At 65.1% G+C, this 15,693-nt stretch carries 15 protein-coding genes; 13 read left to right on the plus strand and 2 right to left on the minus strand.

Going from position 1 to position 15,693, the window contains the following annotated elements; translation table 11 throughout:
* Positions 1-36 precede the first annotated feature (36 nt).
* The 13 genes from uvrA to CXQ90_RS11305 all read left to right on the plus strand — a co-directional run bounded on the left by uvrA (position 37) and on the right by CXQ90_RS11305 (position 14,660).
* Positions 37-2,964 (plus strand): excinuclease ABC subunit UvrA, encoded by a 2,928-nt coding sequence (uvrA, locus tag CXQ90_RS11245; RefSeq protein ID WP_104139162.1) that lies wholly within the window; start codon positions 37-39, stop codon positions 2,962-2,964.
* 119 nt (positions 2,965-3,083) lie between these two features.
* A complete protein-coding gene (locus CXQ90_RS11250; RefSeq protein ID WP_104139164.1) occupies positions 3,084-3,800 on the plus strand; it encodes an HAD hydrolase-like protein in 717 nt (238 codons plus the stop codon).
* Positions 3,787-4,455: a 1-acyl-sn-glycerol-3-phosphate acyltransferase gene (locus CXQ90_RS11255; RefSeq protein WP_104139165.1), complete on the plus strand. Its 669-nt coding sequence runs from the start codon at positions 3,787-3,789 to the stop codon at positions 4,453-4,455. Before CXQ90_RS11250 ends, CXQ90_RS11255 begins: the two co-directional genes overlap by 14 nt.
* A 70-nt stretch (positions 4,456-4,525) precedes the next feature.
* On the plus strand, positions 4,526-6,568 hold the full coding sequence (gene uvrC / locus CXQ90_RS11260) for an excinuclease ABC subunit UvrC (protein WP_104139167.1): 2,043 nt from the start codon (positions 4,526-4,528) through the stop codon (positions 6,566-6,568).
* 113 nt (positions 6,569-6,681) lie between these two features.
* Positions 6,682-7,605, plus strand: a complete 924-nt coding sequence (rapZ, locus tag CXQ90_RS11265; protein WP_104139168.1) for an RNase adapter RapZ — start codon at positions 6,682-6,684, stop codon at positions 7,603-7,605.
* Positions 7,605-8,618: a uridine diphosphate-N-acetylglucosamine-binding protein YvcK gene (gene yvcK / locus CXQ90_RS11270; protein WP_104139170.1), complete on the plus strand. Its 1,014-nt coding sequence runs from the start codon at positions 7,605-7,607 to the stop codon at positions 8,616-8,618. Before rapZ ends, yvcK begins: the two co-directional genes overlap by 1 nt.
* Before the next feature lie 9 nt (positions 8,619-8,627).
* Positions 8,628-9,608, plus strand: a complete 981-nt coding sequence (gene whiA / locus CXQ90_RS11275) for a DNA-binding protein WhiA (protein ID WP_056627051.1) — start codon at positions 8,628-8,630, stop codon at positions 9,606-9,608.
* Between the two features lie 179 nt (positions 9,609-9,787).
* Positions 9,788-10,411, plus strand: a complete 624-nt coding sequence (locus CXQ90_RS11280) for a superoxide dismutase (RefSeq protein ID WP_104139171.1) — start codon at positions 9,788-9,790, stop codon at positions 10,409-10,411.
* A 266-nt stretch (positions 10,412-10,677) separates the two neighbouring features.
* On the plus strand, positions 10,678-11,688 hold the full coding sequence (gap, locus tag CXQ90_RS11285) for a type I glyceraldehyde-3-phosphate dehydrogenase (protein ID WP_104139173.1): 1,011 nt from the start codon (positions 10,678-10,680) through the stop codon (positions 11,686-11,688).
* Between the two features lie 10 nt (positions 11,689-11,698).
* On the plus strand, positions 11,699-12,925 hold the full coding sequence (pgk, locus tag CXQ90_RS11290) for a phosphoglycerate kinase (protein WP_104139174.1): 1,227 nt from the start codon (positions 11,699-11,701) through the stop codon (positions 12,923-12,925).
* 101 nt (positions 12,926-13,026) lie between these two features.
* Positions 13,027-13,842, plus strand: coding sequence for a triose-phosphate isomerase (gene tpiA, locus CXQ90_RS11295; RefSeq protein ID WP_104139176.1), 816 nt, complete (start codon positions 13,027-13,029; stop codon positions 13,840-13,842).
* Between the two features lie 49 nt (positions 13,843-13,891).
* The gene (gene secG, locus CXQ90_RS11300) at positions 13,892-14,149 is read left to right on the plus strand and encodes a preprotein translocase subunit SecG (protein ID WP_104139177.1); all 258 of its coding nucleotides are present in this window, start codon (positions 13,892-13,894) and stop codon (positions 14,147-14,149) included.
* 133 nt (positions 14,150-14,282) lie between these two features.
* On the plus strand, positions 14,283-14,660 hold the full coding sequence (locus CXQ90_RS11305) for an RNA polymerase-binding protein RbpA (protein ID WP_104139179.1): 378 nt from the start codon (positions 14,283-14,285) through the stop codon (positions 14,658-14,660).
* On the opposite strand, the gene pgl is transcribed toward CXQ90_RS11305, so the two are convergent.
* Together pgl and CXQ90_RS11315 are read right to left on the minus strand one after the other, a co-directional pair.
* Positions 14,631-15,449, minus strand: a complete 819-nt coding sequence (pgl, locus tag CXQ90_RS11310; protein ID WP_104139180.1) for a 6-phosphogluconolactonase — start codon at positions 15,447-15,449, stop codon at positions 14,631-14,633. The genes CXQ90_RS11305 and pgl overlap by 30 nt on opposite strands.
* On the minus strand, positions 15,439-15,693 hold a 255-nt coding region (locus CXQ90_RS11315), incomplete at its 5' end, for an OpcA/G6PD domain-containing protein (RefSeq protein ID WP_181038530.1). The genes pgl and CXQ90_RS11315, both read right to left, overlap by 11 nt.

The raw sequence follows: 15,693 nt of genomic DNA on the forward strand, positions 1-15,693 counted from the left end.
TGGATATTCGAAGAAGTTTTCGATTAGCATTAGTCCGTGCCTAAAGCCGTAGCTGAAGAAACAGCCGTTGATGCCCACTCCGCCGTCGTGCCGCTGAACCACCCTAAACCCACGCGCCCGGATCTCTCCCGCCTGGTCGTCAAGGGAGCGCGCGAACACAACCTGCGCAACGTCGACCTCGATCTTCCACGCGACGCCATGATCGTCTTCACCGGGCTGTCCGGTTCGGGCAAGTCGTCCCTCGCTTTTGACACCATCTTCGCCGAGGGCCAGCGCCGCTACGTTGAGTCCCTCTCTGCCTATGCCCGGCAGTTCCTGGGGCAGGTGGACAAGCCCGACGTCGATTTCATCGAAGGCCTTTCGCCCGCGGTCTCGATCGACCAGAAGTCCACGAGCAAGAATCCGCGCTCAACGGTCGGCACCATCACCGAAATATACGACTACATGCGCCTCCTGTGGGCACGTGTGGGCCGCCCGCACTGCCCTGTGTGCGGGGAGCCGGTCATCAAGCAGACGCCGCAGCAGATCGTGGACCAGCTCCTGGAACTGGAGGACGGCACACGCTTCCAGGTCCTCGCGCCCGTAGTGCGGGGCCGCAAGGGCGAATTCGTGGACCTCTTCAAGGAACTGACCGCGAAGGGTTACTCACGTGCCCGGGTGGACGGCGAGCTCATCCAGCTCAGCGATCCCCCCAAGCTCGGTAAGCAGTTCAAGCACACCATCGAGGTGGTGGTGGACCGGCTGGTGGTCAAGGAGGGGATCAGCCAGCGCCTGACGGACTCCATCGAAACGGCCCTTGGCCTTGCCGAGGGGCGGGTGCTCGCCGACTTCGTTGATCTGGATGCGGACGATCCGGGCCGCCTGCGTGCTTTTTCCGAGAATCTTGCCTGCCCCAATGAGCATCCCCTGGCCATCGACGAAATCGAGCCGAGGTCGTTCTCGTTCAACAACCCCTTCGGCGCCTGCTCCGCCTGCTCCGGCATTGGCACAAAGCTCGAGGTTGACGAGGACCTCATCATCCCCAACCCCGAGCTCTCGCTGGCTGAAGGCGCCATAGCTCCGTGGTCGCTCGGCACGGCCACCACGGAATACTGGAACCGGCTGCTTGACGGACTGGCCAAGGAGCTGGGCTTCTCCATGGACACCCCGTGGGAAAAACTGACGGTCGACGTCCGCCAGACCGTCCTCCATGGAAAGGACCACAAGGTTGTGGTCCAGTACCGCAACAGGTTTGGCCGGGAGCGTAAGTACAGCACCGGATTCGAGGGCGCCATTCAGTACGTGCACCGCAAGCACGGCGAAACGGACTCCGACTGGGCCCGCGACCGCTACGAGGAATACATGCGGCAGGTGCCATGCCCCGCCTGCAACGGCGCACGCCTGAACCCGGCCTCGCTATCGGTCCTCATCAACGGCAAATCGATCGCAGAGGTGGCGGCGTTGCCCATGCGGGACTGTGCCGAGTTCCTCAACAACCTGGTACTGACCGGACGCGAGGCGCAGATCGCCCACCAGGTCCTCAAGGAAATCCAGGCCCGGCTGACCTTCCTGTTGGACGTCGGACTGGAATACCTGAACCTGGAACGCCCGTCCGCCACGTTGTCCGGCGGTGAGGCGCAGCGCATCCGGCTCGCCACCCAGATCGGCTCCGGCCTCGTGGGTGTTCTCTACGTCCTCGATGAGCCCTCCATCGGCCTGCACCAGAGGGACAACCGCCGGCTCATCGAAACCCTCACCCGGTTGAGGGACATGGGCAACACGCTCATTGTCGTCGAGCACGACGAAGACACCATCCACGAAGCGGACTGGGTCGTGGACATCGGGCCGGGGGCGGGGGAGCACGGCGGTCAGGTGGTCCACTCCGGTTCCTACCAGGCCCTCCTCGAGAACACGGAATCGCTCACTGGCGACTACCTTTCGGGGCGCAAGAAGATCGACATCCCCAAGAAGCGCCGCAAGTACGACAAAAAACGTGAGCTGAAAGTCGTCGGCGCGCGCGAAAACAACCTCATCAACGTCGACGCCGCGTTCCCCCTCGGACTGTTCACGGCCGTGACAGGGGTCAGCGGTTCCGGCAAATCCACGCTGGTCAACGAGATCCTCTATAAGGTCCTGGCCAACAAGCTCAACGGAGCCAAGCAGGTGGCCGGGCGGCACCGCACGGTCCAGGGGCTGGAACACCTGGACAAGGTGGTCCACGTGGACCAGAGCCCGATCGGGCGCACCCCGCGCTCCAACCCGGCAACCTACACCGGCGTGTTCGACAACATCCGCAAGCTCTTCGCGGAAACCACCGAGGCCAAGGTCCGCGGCTACCTTCCCGGCCGCTTCTCCTTCAACGTCAAGGGCGGCAGGTGCGAGGCCTGTTCCGGTGACGGCACCCTGAAGATCGAGATGAACTTCCTGCCCGACGTCTACGTTCCGTGCGAGGTATGCCACGGTGCGCGGTACAACCGCGAGACACTCGAGGTGCACTACAAGGGCAAGACCATCGCGGACGTCCTGAACATGCCCATTGAAGAGGGTGCAGAGTTCTTCGCGGCCTTCTCACCGATCGCCCGCCACCTGAACACGCTGGTGGACGTCGGACTGGGGTACGTCCGCCTGGGACAGCCGGCCACCACACTGTCCGGCGGCGAAGCCCAGCGCGTCAAGCTTGCCGCCGAGCTCCAGAAGCGTTCGAACGGGCGCAGCGTCTACGTGCTTGACGAGCCCACCACGGGACTGCACTTCGAGGACATCCGCAAGCTGCTGATGGTGCTCCAGGGCCTCGTGGACAAGGGCAACACCGTCATCACCATCGAACACAACCTGGACGTCATCAAGAGTGCGGACTGGGTCGTGGACCTGGGACCTGATGGCGGTTCCGGCGGCGGGCGGATCGTGGCGTCGGGCACGCCGGAGCAGCTTGCCAAGTCCAAGGAGAGTCACACCGCCTCGTTCCTGGCCGAAATTCTGGGGTAGCAGCCGCGGGGTTCCGGTCCGTCGCGTGCGACAGGACGGAGGGTCCCGCGCCTGCCAGGAAGTATTCCGCGATCGGCATGTGAATTTGTGCAGGCGTGCTCTCGTGAGAAACTAAGCCGGTGACTTCAACAACAGTGCCCGTGATCTTCGACCTGGACGGCACTCTTGTCGATCCGGCCGGCGGGATAACAGACGGAATTGCCGCGGCTCTCACTGAATTCGGTATTCCTGTCCCAAGCCAGGATCTCCTGGACGCCATGGTCGGGCCAAAGCTGAGTGATTCGCTGCTGACCATCGCACGCGTTCCGCCGGCCATGCTGAAGAGCGTCATCCGCAGCTACCGGATGCGCTACATGGACAGCGGCATCGCGCAGAGCCGCCTTTACCCCGGCATTGTCGAGCTCCTGGACGGCTACGTCGCTGCCGGCCGCCCCATCGCGGTGGCCACGCAGAAACCGGAAAACATGGCCCACCTCCTCCTGGTGCACCACAGGATTGCTGACCGTTTCCGCTTCATCAGGGGCTCCTCGGTGGACGAGACCGCAGCAGCCGCAGGACCCGTCGGGAAGACCGGGATCATCGCGGCCGCACTGGCCGACCTCCGCACCCAGCACGCCATCATGGTGGGGGACAGGGCGCAGGACGTGGCAGGCGCCATCGCCAACGGTATTGACTGCATCGGCGTCAGCTGGGGCTTTGCGCCCGACGGCGAACTGGAACAAGCGGGGGCCGTGGCCGTGGTCTCCGACACTGTGACCCTGCGCAGCAAAATCGAGGAGCTGGAAGCAGTCCGCGCCGCAGCACTGAGCGAGGTGCGCAACGATGGAGCTGTTTGACGGAATTCGCTGGACCACGCGCGGACTCATTTCGGGAACGTGCCGGCCAACGGTGATCGGACTGGAGAACGTCCCCAAGGAGGGCCCGTTCATCGTGGCCCCCAACCATCTCTCTTTTCTTGACAGCGTGATCGTGCAGGCCCTCATGCCTCGCCCCGTCGCCTTCTTCGCCAAGGCCGAGTACTTCACCACGAAGGGCGTCAAAGGACGCATCATGAAGTCCTTCTTTGAAGCGGTGGGATCGATTCCCGTCGAACGCGGTGAGCAGGCAGCCAGCGTTCAGGCGCTGAAGACCCTCCTGGACATTCTGGAGGACGGGCGGGGAATCGGAATCTATCCCGAGGGCACTCGCTCCCGCGACGGTATCCTCTACCGGGGCCGGACCGGCGTAGGCTGGCTTGCCCTCACCACAGGCGCACCGGTGATCCCGGTCGGGCTGATCGGCACCGAGAAGCTGCAGCCCGCAGGCCGCAACGCGGTCAAGCCCCAGCACTTCACCATGAAGGTCGGCGAGCCGCTCTACTTCGACAAGACCGGGCCGGACCACTCGCTGCCGGCACGCCGCCAGGTCACCGACCGCATCATGGATGCCATCGCCGAACTCAGCGGGCAGGAACGCTCCACCAGCTACAACCAGAGCAAGACCATCGAGTAGAACGCTGGCCGGCGGGGCGTGCCCGGGGCGCGTGGCATTCGGCCGGCTGCCGGCTCAGTAGACTGGAACCGTGGCAGATCCAACGAGTTACCGGCCCCAGACGGGTGAGATTCCGACCAATCCGGGCGTCTACAGGTTCAGGGATCCTCACGGGCGGGTCGTCTACGTCGGCAAGGCCAAGAACCTCCGCTCGCGCCTGAACTCCTACTTCGCCAACCCTGCCGGGCTGCTGCCCAAGACCCACGCCATGGTCCACGCGGCCAGCAGCGTTGAGTGGACCGTAGTTGGCAGCGAGCTGGAATCCCTCCAGCTGGAATACACCTGGATCAAGGAATTCAAGCCGCGGTTCAACGTGGTTTTCCGGGATGACAAGACCTACCCCTACCTGGCCGTCACCATGGGGGAGAAGCTGCCGCGGGTGCAGGTCATGCGCGGCGAGCGGAAGAAGGGCACGCGCTACTTCGGCCCCTACACCGCAGGCGCCATCCGGGAAACCATGGACACCCTGCTCCGGGTCTTTCCCGTGCGCAGCTGCAGCGCCGGCGTGCTCAAACGCGCCCAGGCCAGCGGCCGGCCGTGCCTGCTGGGCTACATCGACAAGTGCTCGGCCCCGTGCGTCGGGCGTGTCACTCCCGAGGAACACCGTGCCCTGGCCGAAGACTTCTGCGCCTTCATGGGTGGCGAGGCCAAGCGGTTTATCAGCCGGCTGGAGAAGGAGATGGCGGCTGCCGTCGCGGAACTGGACTACGAACGGGCCGCCAGGCTCCGCGACGATATTGCCGCCCTCCGCAAGGTCTTCGAGCGGAACGCCGTGGTGCTGGCGGAGGACACGGACGCCGACGTCTTCGCGCTGTACGAGGACGAACTCGAAGCGGCGGTCCAGGTTTTCCATGTCCGCGCCGGCCGCGTCAAAGGCCAGCGCGGATGGGTGGTCGAAAAGGTGGAGGACGCCACCACCCCTGACCTGGTGGAGCACCTGCTCCAGCAGGTCTACGGCGAAGACGGCGACACCCAGGGGCGGCTTCCCCGGGAGGTGCTCGTGCCGGTGGAGCCCAGCAACGCCCAGGACCTGGCCGTGTGGCTGGGCGGCCTCCGCGGTGCGAAAGTCGATATCCGGGTTCCGCAGCGAGGCGACAAAGCCGCCCTGATGTCCACGGTCCGGGAAAACGCCGAACACGCCCTCCGGCTGCACAAGACACGCCGCGCGGGCGACCTCACCGTCAGGTCCCAGGCCCTGCAGGAACTTCAGGAGGCACTGGAACTGCCGGTTCCGCTGCTGCGCATCGAATGCTATGACGTCTCCCACGTCCAGGGGACCAACGTGGTGGCGTCGATGGTGGTGGTGGAAGACGGCCTGCCGAAAAAATCCGACTACCGGAAGTTCTCCATCACCGGCGCAGCGGCAACCGATGACACCGCCGCCATGCATGACGTCCTGACTCGGCGCTTCCGGCACTATTTGGTGGACAAAACCGCACAGGTGGAAGCTTCCGAACTGGCGTCCCCGGCGCCGAACCCGGCGGCGGAAGCGGCCGACGCCGACGCTGCCGCAGGTGGGGACACCACCATCGCAGACACCACCACTCCCACCCCGCGGGCTAAATTCGCCTACCCGCCTAACCTCGTGGTGGTGGACGGCGGCAAGCCGCAGGTCAATGCCGCCGCCCGCGCCCTGGCCGAGCTGGGGGTCGATGACGTCTATGTCGTAGGCCTGGCCAAGCGGCTTGAGGAGGTGTGGCTCCCGGACAGCGACTTCCCGGTCATCCTGCCTCGCTCCTCGCAGGGCCTGTACATGCTGCAGCGCATCCGTGACGAGGCCCACCGCTTCGCCATCTCGTTCCACCGGCAGAAGCGCGGCAAGGCCATGACAGTCTCCGCCCTGGACAGCGTGCCGGGCCTTGGCGAGTCCAAGCGGAAGGCCCTGCTGGCGCAGTTCGGATCAGTCCGGAAAATCAAGGCCGCCACCGCCGAGGAGCTCATGTCGGCCAAGGGCATCGGGCCGGCGCTGGCCGCTTCGATCGTTGCCCACTTCAGCGCGGAGGGAGCCGGCGGCGCGGCCGACGATGCCCTGCCGGCCATCAACATGACCACCGGAGAAGTCCTCGAGACTTAGCTAGCGTCCTGAATGTTAGCTAGGGTAAGTACGGAATCCCACCTGCGCCGAGGCATGCGCAGCACCCGGGACACAGCACACACGAAGCAACACCAGGAATGGGGCTGGATTTAATGGCAGAGTCGACGGCGGAACCCGGCGCGGACGAGGACGCATTGACGCCCGTCAAGCCCGCCGAAGCGGAAATGCTCGTGGTGACGGGAATGTCCGGCGCCGGCCGCAGCACCGCCTCCGACGCCCTCGAGGACCACGGCTGGTACGTCGTGGAAAACCTGCCCCCGCAGATGCTGAGCACGCTCGCCGAGCTGGTGTCCCACGCCCCGCAGTCCATCCCCAGGCTCGCCGTCGTCATGGACGTGCGCAGCAAGGCGCTGTTCGCGGACATTCGGGCCGCCCTCGGCGCCCTCGCCGCAAGCGGCGTTACGTTCCGCGTGCTGTTCCTCGACGCAAGCGACGACGTCCTGGTCCGCCGCTTCGAGCAGGGAAGGCGCCCGCACCCGCTACAGGGCGGCGGCCGGATCCTGGACGGAATCGCCGCGGAGCGCGAACTCCTGAAGGAACTGCGGGACTCCTCGGACCTCGTCTTGGACACGACGGCGTTCAATGTGCACGGGCTGGCCACTGCTGTCACAGAGCTCTTCTCGGAAACCGGTCCGGTGGCGCTGCGGCTTAACGTCATGAGCTTCGGCTTCAAATACGGCCTGCCCGTGGACGCGAACTACGTGGCTGACGTCCGGTTCATTCCCAACCCCCACTGGGTCCCCAAACTTCGCCCGCATACAGGCATGGACCAGGACGTGAGCGACTACGTCCTCCAGGCCGAGGGCGTGCCAAGTTTCGTCGAACGCTACGTCCTTGCCCTGGAGCCGGTCCTGGACGGGTACCGGCGGGAGAACAAGCACTACGCCACCATCGCTGTGGGCTGCACCGGCGGAAAGCACCGTTCGGTGGCGGTCGCCGTCGAGCTGTCCAAGAAACTTGCGCAGTATCCGCGCGTTACGGTGACCACGACGCACCGGGATCTGGGCCGCGAGTAATGGGCATGCTAACCGGCCCACTGCCACTGGTTCCGCCGGCCGGCCTGGCCGGCTCCCAGCAGGCCAAGGGCCCCTCAGTGGTGGCCCTCGGCGGCGGCCACGGCCTCTCGGCGTCGCTGTCGGCGCTTCGGCTGCTGACCTCCGAACTGACGGCGATTGTCACCGTTGCGGACGACGGCGGATCCTCCGGCCGTCTCCGCGAGGAGTACGGTGTCCTCCCGCCGGGCGATCTCCGCATGGCCCTCTCCGCGCTCTGCGACGACACCGACTGGGGACGCACCTGGCGCGACGTCATGCAGCACCGGTTCCGGTCCGAGCGGGGCAGCGGCTCGCTGGACGACCACGCCATGGGAAACCTGCTCATCGTCACGCTCTGGGAGCTGCTGGGTGACGCGGTGTCCGGGCTGAAGTGGGCCGGTGCACTGCTGGGAGCCCGCGGCCAGGTCCTGCCGATGTCGACGGTGCCGCTGACCATCGAGGGCGATGTGCGGGTTTCCGCCCCTGACGGCAGCAACACGCTCACCACCATCAGGGGGCAGGCGCGGTGTGCGGTGGCCGGCACGCTCGAGAGCGTCAGGCTCCTCCCTGAGCACGCGCCGGCGTGCGTTGAGGCGCTGACGGCGATTGAACTCGCCGACTGGGTGGTGCTGGGCCCGGGCTCCTGGTACACCTCTGTCCTCCCGCACCTGCTGCTGCCTGAGATGCGGCAGGCCCTGTGTGACACGCCCGCCAAGAGGTGCCTCACCATGAACCTCGCCATGGACACCAAGGAAACGTCCGGGATGTCCGCGGCCGACCACCTGCACGTCCTGCGGGAATACGCGCCCGAGTTCGGCGCGGACGTGGTGCTGGCGGATCCCGCCTCGGTTTCGGATCTGCGCGAATTTGAGAAGGCCGCAGGGATGATCGGAGCCGAGGTTGTCTTGGGTAAAGTAGGGGCTTCGGGTCGGCGTCCGGTCCACGACCCCCTGCGGCTGGCTACGGCTTACCAGGATATTTTTGGGAACAGTTAGGAAGGTGCCATGGCACTGACAGCATCAGTCAAGGAAGAACTGTCCCGCCTGGACATAAAGAAGTCGTCGGTCCGGAAAGCTGAGGTGTCGGCAATGCTCCGCTTCGCCGGAGGGCTGCACATCATCTCGGGACGGATCGTCATCGAAGCCGAGGTGGACCTGGCCTCCACGGCACGGCGGCTGCGGGCCGCGATCGCCGAAGTCTACGGACACCAGAGCGAAATCATCGTCGTTTCCGGCAGCGGGCTTCGCCGAGGGAACCGCTATGTGGTGCGGGTGGTCCGGGACGGCGAGGCATTGGCACGGCAGACCGGCCTCCTAGACACCCGCGGCCGACCGGTGCGCGGGCTGCCCTCGGTGGTGGTCAACGGCTCTGCCGCCGACGCCGAGGCCGTGTGGCGCGGTGCCTTCCTGGCGCACGGATCCCTCACGGAACCCGGCCGCTCCTCGTCCATGGAAGTCACGTGTCCGGGACCCGAGTCGGCACTGGCCCTCGTCGGCGCCGCCAGACGGCTCGGCATCCAGGCCAAGGCCCGCGAAGTCAGGGGTGTGGACCGCGTGGTGATCCGGGACGGCGACACCATCGCCGCGCTGCTTACCAGGATGGGAGCCCATGACGCCCTGATGGTCTGGGAGGAACGCCGCATGCGGAAGGAAGTCCGTGCCACAGCCAACCGCCTCGCGAACTTCGACGACGCCAACCTGCGCCGCTCGGCGCAGGCGGCGGTGGCCGCAGGAGCGCGTGTCGACCGCGCCCTGGAAATCCTCGGCGACGACGTCCCGGAGCACCTGAAGTACGCCGGGGAGCTCAGGGTGGCCCACAAACAGGCCAGCCTCGACGAACTCGGCCGGCTCGCCGATCCGCCCATGACCAAGGACGCCATCGCCGGCCGCATCCGGCGCCTGCTGGCGATGGCGGACAAACGCGCCACTGATCTCGGCATTCCCGGCACGGACGCCAATGTGACGCCGGAAATGCTGGACGAGTAAATGCGCCCCTAGAATCAAGACCAGGTGGCGGAAATACCTTGGGCGGCCCGGGAGTTACGGCTCGTGGAGGGTGGTCCGCGGAGGGCCCGCCACCGCAGACTTCCGGGTGACCCGTCATCCGGATGCACAATCCGAGAGTTACCGAACCGGACAAACTGTCCACGACATTGGAGGATTTTGTGACCGAGTACGTTCTGCCCGAACTCAGCTACGACTACGCAGCACTGGAGCCCCACATCTCAGCGAGGATCATGGAGCTGCACCACAGCAAGCACCACGCTGCCTACGTGACGGGGGCAAACAACGCCCTGGCCCAGCTCGCCGAAGCCCGCGACAAGGGCGACTTCGCCAACATCAACCGGCTTTCCAAGGACCTGGCCTTCCACACCGGCGGTCACATCAACCACTCCGTGTTCTGGAACAACCTCTCGCCGGACGGCGGCGACAAGCCGGAAGGCGAGCTGGCTGCGGCCATCGACGACGCCTTCGGCTCCTTCGACGCCTTTCGTGCCCAGTTCTCCGCAGCCGCCCTCGGCCTGCAGGGTTCAGGCTGGGGCTTCCTCGCCTACGAACCCATCGGCGGAAACCTGGTCATCGAGCAGCTCTACGACCAGCAGGGCAACGTCGCACTGGGCACCACCCCGCTGCTGATGCTTGACATGTGGGAGCACGCCTTCTACCTCGACTACGTCAACGTCAAGGCTGACTACGTCAAGGCATTCTGGAACATCGTCAACTGGGCTGACGTTGCACAGCGCTTCGCAGCAGCCCGCGCCAACGCCACCGGACTGATTACACTCTGACAGTGTGATGCGTCGTACACGCACCAGTAACAAACTTCACATTCGGCGGCTTTAGGGCCGAATCGTGGACGGTCCGCCCCCGCACTTGCGGGGGCGGACCTTCTTAAACGTAAGATGGATCACGGAAGGCGGTTAGCCTTCAGCAATGTGGCTGGTCGCCCTCCGATCTGGTAATCATCTCTGCCCAATGGCGTGCGGGATCTGTTAGTTGGCTTGAACGCCCGCTCAACTAGTTGTGCTTCACAAGCACCAAGGAGACTGAAAAAGTGACCACCCGTATTGGTATTAACGGCTTTGGCCGCATCGGCCGTAACTACTTCCGCGCAGCGCTTGCACAGGGTGCGGACCTGGAGATCGTTGCCGTCAACGACCTCACCAGCCCCGAGGCCCTGGCCCACCTGCTGAAGTACGACTCCGTCGGCGGCCGCCTGACGGAAACCGTTGAGGTCAAAGAGGGCAACCTGGTCGTCAACGGCAACGCCATCAAGGTTCTTGCCGAGCGCGATCCGGCCAACCTGCCTTGGGGCGAGCTCGGCGTGGACATCGTCATCGAGTCCACCGGCTTCTTCACCAAGGCCGCCGCTGCCAAGAAGCACATCGAAGCGGGAGCCAAGAAGGTTCTGATCTCTGCTCCGGCATCCGACGAGGACATCACCATCGTGATGGGCGTGAACCACGAGCTGTACGACCCCGCCGCTCACCACATCATCTCTAACGCTTCCTGCACCACCAACTGCCTGGGCCCGCTGGCCAAGGTCATCAACGACGCCTTCGGCATCGAGCGTGGCCTCATGACCACCGTCCACGCCTACACCGCGGACCAGAACCTGCAGGACGGCCCGCACAACGATCTCCGCCGTGCACGCGCCGCCGCCATCAACATGGTTCCCACGTCCACCGGTGCGGCCAAGGCCATCGGCCTGGTGCTCCCGGAACTCAAGGGCAAGCTGGATGGCTACGCCATCCGCGTACCGGTCCCCACCGGCTCCGCCACCGACCTCACCGTCACCGTTTCCCGCGAGACCACGGTCGAAGAGGTCAACGCCGCGCTGAAGAAGGCATCCGAGTCGGACGAGTTCCAGGGCATCCTGACCTACACGGACGCCCCCATCGTCTCCTCGGACATCGTCGGCGACCCCGCCTCGTCGATCTTCGACTCCGGATTGACGAAGGTCATCGGCAACCAGGTCAAGGTTGTTTCCTGGTATGACAACGAATGGGGCTACTCCAACCGCCTGGTAGACCTCACGGAGCTCGTCGCAGCAAAGCTGGGCTAGGGTTAGCTTCATGACATTTCACACCCTCAACGAACTGATCGCTGAAGGTGTCCGCGGGCGGTACATTCTGGTCAGAAGTGACCTGAATGTGCCGCTCGACGGCTCTACAGTGACGGATGACGGCCGCATCAGGGCCTCACTGCCGGTACTGGGAAAGCTCACGGACGCCGGTGCCCGCGTGCTGGTAACAGCCCACCTGGGCCGCCCCAAGGGCGCCCCGGAAGACAAATACTCGCTCCAGCCAGCCGTCACGCGCCTGGCTGAGCTGGCCTCCTTTCCGGTATCCCTCGCCCAAGACATCGTGGGACCGTCGGCCAAGGAGCTCGCCGCTTCGCTGCAGGACGGCCAGGCTCTGGTGCTCGAGAACGTGCGCTTCGACGCCCGCGAGACGAGCAAGGACGACGCCGAACGCGGTGCGTTTGCTGACGAACTGGTGGCTTTGACCGGAGAAAACGGTGCCTTTGTCGACGACGCTTTCGGTGCGGTGCACCGCAAGCACGCCAGCGTCTACGACGTCGCCACCCGGCTTCCGTCGTACCAGGGCGACCTCGTGCATACGGAGGTGGAGGTGCTCCGCAAACTGACGGCAGACACCCAGCGCCCCTATGTCGTGGTGCTCGGCGGCTCGAAGGTTTCCGACAAGCTCGCCGTCATCAACAACCTGATCGGCAAGGCTGACACCATCCTCGTGGGCGGCGGCATGCTGTTCACCTTCCTCGCGGCCGAGGGCCACAAAGTGGCCGGCAGCCTGCTGGAAGAGGACCAGATCCCCGTGGTTCAGGATTACCTGAAGCGCGCCGCCGACGCCGGCACGGAATTCGTGGTGCCCACCGATGTTGTGGTGGCAGCGAAATTCGCCGCAGACGCGGACCACGAGACGGTCAGGGCAGAGGCCATCGAAAGCAGCCGGTTCGGTGCGCAGGGCATCGGCCTGGACATCGGCCCGGAGTCCGCGCAGGCGTTCGCCGAGCAGATCAAGGGCGCCAAGACGGTGTTCTGGAACGGCCCCATGGGCGTGTTCGAATTCGAGGCGTTCTCGGCCGGCACGCGTGCCGTGGCGCAGGCGCTGACGGAGACGGACGCTTTCACGGTAGTGGGCGGCGGAGACTCGGCCGCTGCCGTGCGGACGCTCGGTTTCTCGGACGACCAGTTCGGGCACATTTCCACCGGCGGCGGCGCCAGCCTGGAGTACCTTGAAGGCAAGGAGCTCCCGGGCCTGAGCGTTCTGGACCGCTAGAAGCACACCAGCCGGCAGGCGCCTTTCTTCCGCACGGGGAAAGGCGCCGTGCCGGCTGTTCACATGACAAGCACTTTTGACCTGCACTTTTTGGAGAACACGTGACAACGTCAACTAACGGCACCTTTGACCGCACCCCTCTCATTGCGGGCAACTGGAAGATGAACATGGACCACGTCCAGGGCATCACCCTCCTGCAGAAGCTGGCCTGGACCCTGTCCGACGCCAAGCACGACTACAGCCGCGTGGAGGTAGTAGTGTTCCCGCCCTTCACCGATCTTCGCGGCGTCCAGACGCTGGTGCAGGGCGACGAACTCGACATCGCCTACGGCGGGCAGGACCTGTCCCAGTTCGACTCCGGCGCCTACACGGGTGACATTTCGGGGCAGTTCCTGAACAAGCTCGGGTGCAAGTTCGTCCTGGTGGGGCACAGCGAACGCCGCACCGTCCACAACGAGTCCGACGACGTTCTCAACGCCAAGGTCCAGGCCGCCTTCCGTCACGGTGTCACCCCGATGCTGTGCGTCGGCGAGGGCCTCGAAATCCGCCAGGCCGGCACCCACGTCCAGCACACTCTGGGCCAGCTCCGGGCCGGTGTTGAGGGACTCAGCGCCGAGCAGGCTGCAGAACTCGTGGTCGCCTACGAGCCCGTCTGGGCCATTGGAACCGGTGAAGTTGCCGGTCCCGAGGATGCGCAGGAAATGTGCGCTGCCATCCGCGCGGAACTGGCCACCCTCTTCGGAGCCGACGTCGCCGCCAAGACACGCTTGCTCTACGGCGGTTCGGTCAAGGCCGGCAACGCAGCAGCCATCCTCAAGGAACGCGACGTTGACGGCGTGCTCGTGGGCGGTGCCAGCCTCGATCCGGCTGAGTTTGCTAATATTGTCAGGTTCGAGAGTCACCTTGTGACGGACTAGTCCGGACACTGGCAAGACTCCCGCATTTCCTACCCTTCGAAAGGCCGTCGTGGACGTTCTTCATGTCATTCTGCAGATCCTCCTGGGCATCACCAGCCTGCTGCTGACGCTGCTCATCCTGCTCCACAAGGGACGTGGCGGCGGTCTGTCGGACATGTTCGGTGGCGGAATGAGTTCCGGCCTGAGCTCATCGGGTGTCGCGGAAAAGAACCTGAACAGGTTCACTGTCATCCTGGGCATCACCTGGGGCGCCGTCATCATCGCGCTCGGCCTGGTGATGCGCTTTACGGGTGTGGCTGACTCCTAAGCCTGAAAGGCCCGGGCAGGTCCGGAATTGTTTCCGACTTGCCCGGGCCTTTACCCTGCCACCGTCGGCAACTCCGCACTAAACTGGCTGTTGAACCTAACGGCAGCGTCGCCATTAGAAGCGAGGAGTTCCCATGGTGCATTCCACTTCAGGATTCCGGGGCACCCGTGTGGGTGTCACACAGGGGGCCGGATTGAAGAACCAGGGCGATGACCCGCTCGGTGAGCGGCTGCCGCGTATTTGTGTTTCCTATTGGTGCGCCATGGGACATGAGACGCGGCCTGTTTTCGTTAAGCTGCCCGAAGAAGAGATTCCTACTACGTGGGATTGCCGGCGGTGCGGCAGGCCGGCGTCGCGGAATCCGGGCGTAGCGCCGGCGACGGAGACGGAAGAAGACGGCTTCAAGACCCACCTGGAATACGTTAAAGAAAGACGCTCCAGCCAGGACGCCGAGGACGTCCTGGCTGGAGCGTTGCGACGGCTACGAGCCAGCAGGAGCCTTCCGGACTAGCTGCTGGGGCACGCGCGCGGCGGCATTTTCGTCGATCAACCAAAGCGTGCGTGAGCGTCCGGCAGGTCCGGCTGCGGGAACTTGAACCGGGTTGGCGCCGGCCAGGGCCAGGCCCACTGCGCCAGCCTTGTCCTCACCTGCCACCACCATCCATACCTCAGCGGCTGTATTAATTGCCGGAAGCGTCAGCGAGATCCGCTCGGGCGGCGGCTTGGGGGAGTTGCGCACTCCCACAACCGTCCGCTCCTTTTCGCGGATGCCGCCCTGCTCCGGAAACAGGGACGCGACGTGAGCGTCCGGTCCCACACCCAGCAGGACGACGTCGAAACGGGGAAGGGTGCCCGGATTCTCCGGCCTGTCATCAGAGGTGTCCGCGGCGTGTTCGGCAGCCGCGGCCTCGCCAAGCCGACGCGCGTAGTCCTCGGCTGCCTGCTCAGGGCTCTCGAAGTCGTCGGCCGAGCCGGGCTCGTGGATCCGCTCCGGATCGACGTCGATGTGCTTCAACAGCGCTTCGTGCGCCTGGACCGCGTTGCGGTCCGGGTCCTTGGAGCCGACGAAACGTTCGTCGCCCCACCAGAAGTTCACCTTTGCCCAGTCGACGGCGGGCGCGGCAGGAGAGTCCGCCACAGCCTTGAGCGTGCCGATGCCCACCGTGCCCCCGGTCAGCACCACCGTGGCCTCACCGAATCGGTCCTGGACATCCACAAGTTTGGTGATCAGGCGGGCCGCAATGGCGGCCATGAGTACGGAAGAGTCTGGATGGATGCTTACTCTGGGGTCAGCGCTCACTGGGTCGGACACTCCTTAGATTGGTACGTGGCAGTCCAATAGTAATCACTTCGCCGAACACTTCGTCGGGATCCAGCCGGCGCAATTCTTCGGCGAGGCAGTCCCGCAGGCTGCGGCGGGGCAGCGAAATCCGCTGCGCGGGCTGGCCCGGCTGGGTCAGTTCGGCGACGGACAGCCCGGGGCGGAACAGCTGGACATCGCCGCTGGACCTGCTGAGCCGGACCCGCCGGATGCCCGTCCCGGC

Origin of the sequence: Arthrobacter sp. ZGTC131 (assembly GCF_002929275.1) — a bacterium.
Lineage (GTDB): Bacteria > Actinomycetota > Actinomycetes > Actinomycetales > Micrococcaceae > Arthrobacter.

Excerpts from the sequence above, each read along its gene's own strand:
- CXQ90_RS11255 (WP_104139165.1), top strand. The coding sequence starts at position 3,787 with ATGGAGCTGTTTGACGGAATTCGCTGGACCACGCGCGGACTCATTTCG.
- rapZ (WP_104139168.1), top strand. The coding sequence starts at position 6,682 with ATGGCAGAGTCGACGGCGGAACCCGGCGCGGACGAGGACGCATTGACG.
- yvcK (WP_104139170.1), top strand. The coding sequence starts at position 7,605 with ATGGGCATGCTAACCGGCCCACTGCCACTGGTTCCGCCGGCCGGCCTG.
- whiA (WP_056627051.1), top strand. The coding sequence starts at position 8,628 with ATGGCACTGACAGCATCAGTCAAGGAAGAACTGTCCCGCCTGGACATA.
- pgk (WP_104139174.1), top strand. The coding sequence starts at position 11,699 with ATGACATTTCACACCCTCAACGAACTGATCGCTGAAGGTGTCCGCGGG.
- CXQ90_RS11305 (WP_104139179.1), top strand. The coding sequence starts at position 14,283 with ATGGTGCATTCCACTTCAGGATTCCGGGGCACCCGTGTGGGTGTCACA.